General features: G+C 65.1%; 3 protein-coding genes. All 3 read left to right on the top strand.

All coding sequences use genetic code 11. The features are described 5' to 3' along the window. Positions 1-2,070, top strand: a 2,070-nt coding sequence (locus VIR09_RS02085) for a TonB-dependent siderophore receptor (RefSeq protein ID WP_332011348.1), incomplete at its 5' end; no start/stop codon positions are given. A 92-nt stretch (positions 2,071-2,162) separates the two neighbouring features. Then, on the top strand, positions 2,163-2,681 hold the full coding sequence (locus tag VIR09_RS02080; RefSeq protein ID WP_332011346.1) for a sigma-70 family RNA polymerase sigma factor: 519 nt from the start codon (positions 2,163-2,165) through the stop codon (positions 2,679-2,681). Beyond that, on the top strand, positions 2,678-2,888 hold a 211-nt coding region (locus VIR09_RS02075; protein ID WP_332011344.1), incomplete at its 3' end, for a DUF4880 domain-containing protein. The genes VIR09_RS02080 and VIR09_RS02075, both read left to right, overlap by 4 nt.

Raw genomic sequence — 2,888 nt, 5'->3', positions numbered from 1 at the left:
GCCGCGACCTTGGCTCCGGTCACGGTCACGGGCAGCTACTCGACCACCACGGATGGCACGGGCTCCTACAGTTCGCCGGCCGTCACCATCGGCAAGACGGCGCAGGCCTTGAAAGACATTCCGCAATCCATCACCGTGCTGACCCGGCAGCGCATGGATGACCAGGACATGGTCAGCCTGCCGGACGCGGTGAACAACACCACCGGCATGGTTGGCGTGCAGGGTGTGGGACCCGGGGTGGCGATCAACGCCCGCGGATTCCCCGTGGACCTGCTGCAATACGACGGCGTGTCCTTGCTGCGCAACAGCTACAGCCTGGGCAACTGGGAGCAGGACTCGCTGGTGTTCTACGACCGCGTGGAAATCCTGCGCGGCGCCGCCGGCCTGCTGCAGGGCGCGGGCAGCCCAGGCGGCGCGATCAACCTGGTGCGCAAGCGCGGCGGGACGGAACCTGCGGTGGTGGTGACGGCCAAGGCCGGCTCCTGGGATCACTACGGCTTGCAGCTGGACGCGGGCAGTCCCTTGAACGAATCGGGCACCTTGCGCGGCCGCGTGGTGCTGGATGAAGATCAAAGCCATTCCTACATCGACTACGTGTGGGAAAAGACGCGCAACCTGTACGCCGCGCTGGACTACGACATCACCGAAGACACCACGGTAGGCATCGGAGTCAGCAACCGATACAGCCGCTCGCGGCCGATGTTCGTGGGCTATCCCCGCTACGCGGACGGAGGCGATATCGACCTGCCGCGTTCGACCTTCACGGGTTCGACCTGGAATCGCGCGAAGAACGACCAGACCATTTTCTATGCGGACCTGACGCACCGCTTCAACGACGCGTGGCGTTTCAAGCTGGCCGGCGTGGCCATGAATGAAAAGAACACGACCGTGCATCAGCGCGTCGCGGATGCCGTGCAGCCGGACGGCAGCGGGCTGTCCTATGGCGATTTCGGCGTGGACTTCCATAGCAAGCAGCGCGGGCTCGACATGTCGGTCAGCGGCGACTTTACCGCCCTGGGGATGAAGCAAGAGGTCGTGGTCGGCGCCAACTATTCCAAGCTGACCACGCAGGACCGGTTCACGCGTGCCTGGCAGGACGGCGGCAATATCTTCGATATCGACCACCATCGTCCGTGGCAGGACATCGACACCATTGCCCAGGCCAGCGGCTATGACTCGCGCAGCGCCTACGACATCCGCCAGAAGGGCATTTACGGCACCTGGCGCGTCAAGCCCGTCGAGTCCCTGGCGCTGATCGGCGGCGGGCGCATCGGCTGGTACGACTACACCTACAGCGGCGGAGGCAGCGCCACCACGTCCAGCACCTCCGGGCGTTTCATTCCTTATGCCGGCCTGGTGTACTCGCTGACCGACAACTGGTCGGCCTATGCCAGCTATACGACGGTGTTCGAACCGCAGACCGAACGCAGCGCATCGGGCAGCCTGCTCAAGCCCATCGAGGGCAACAACTACGAAATCGGCGTCAAGGGCGAACTCGCGGACGGCCGCGTCAATACGCTGCTGGCGCTGTTCCGCTACGACCACAAGAACCGCGCGGTCAACGACTACGACGCGGGCTTCGAGTGCGATGGCTGGTATTGCTCGCGCGCGGCGGGCAAGGTGCGCAGCCAGGGCCTGGAGGCCGAGGTCTCGGGCGAAGTGATCAAGGGCCTGGAACTGTACGCCGGCTATACCTACAACACCACCAAGTATCTGGACGACCCCGACAACCAGGGCAAGGTCTTCAATACCTGGACGCCCAAGCACATGCTGCGCCTGTGGGCCAACTACAGGCTGCCGGGTTCCTTGAACCGCCTGAGCGTGGGCGCCGGCGTCAACACGCAGACGCATACGATCAGTTCGGACCGCAAGTTCACCATGGCCGGATTCTCGATCTGGAATGCGCGTCTGGGCTATCAGGCCACGCCGGAACTGAGCATCGGGCTGAACCTCAACAATGTGTTCGACAAGAAGTACTACGTGCCGTCATACAACACGCTCAGCAGCAATAACTACTACGGCGAGCCCCGCAACGTGATGTTGACGCTGCGCTACGCGCCCAAGCTATAGGGCGGCCCGCGGGCGCGGGGGGCGTCCAGGGCGGGCGCGCGGATACGATAGAATATAAATGGTTCCCATTTAGATTCTATTGCCGGTGCGCCTTGCCTACGTCCGATTCCCCGCCTGCCGATCCCGTCGCGAAGCTCTATCGTGACCATCACGGTTGGCTGTCGATCTGGCTGCGCAAGAAGCTGGGCAATTCCTTCGACGCGGCGGACCTGGCCCACGACACCTTCGTGCGCTTGATGGCCGGGCGGCGCCGAACGGAAGCCGGCGCCGAGCCGCGTGCGCTGCTGACCCATATCGCGAAGGGGCTGGTGGTGGACCACTGGCGCCGCCGGGCGCTGGAAGAGGCCTATCTGGCCGCGGTCGCGCAACTGCCCGAGCAGGAGGCGCCTTCGCCGGAGGCCCGCGCCCTGATCCTGGAGACCCTGGGCGCCATCGATGCCGCGCTGCGCAAGCTGTCCGCCCGGAGCCGCGAGATCTTCCTGATGTCGCAATTCGAGGGCATGGGCTACGAGGCGATCGCGCAGGGATTGGGCGTGTCGCTATCCACCGTCAAGCGCCATATGCAGGCGGCGCTGACCGCTTGCCTGATCGCCAGCCAGGCCGACGCGTGATCGATCCTGCCATCCTGAAGGAAGCGGCCGGTTGGCTGGTGCGCTTTCAATCCGAGAGCTTGTCGCCGTCGGACCGCGAGGCGTTCGACCGCTGGCGCGCACGCAGCGCGGCGCATGCCGCTGCCTGGCAGCGGGCCGAGGACATGTTGCGCGGCTTCGGGCAGGTCCCGCCGCGGATCGCTGGCGATACCTTGCGGCGGCTGGATC

Origin of the sequence: Achromobacter sp., assembly GCF_036567245.1 — a bacterium.
GTDB lineage: Bacteria > Pseudomonadota > Gammaproteobacteria > Burkholderiales > Burkholderiaceae_B > Achromobacter.
Note: the sequence above shows the minus strand (reverse complement) of the source record. Positions and strands in the feature narration are given on the sequence as shown.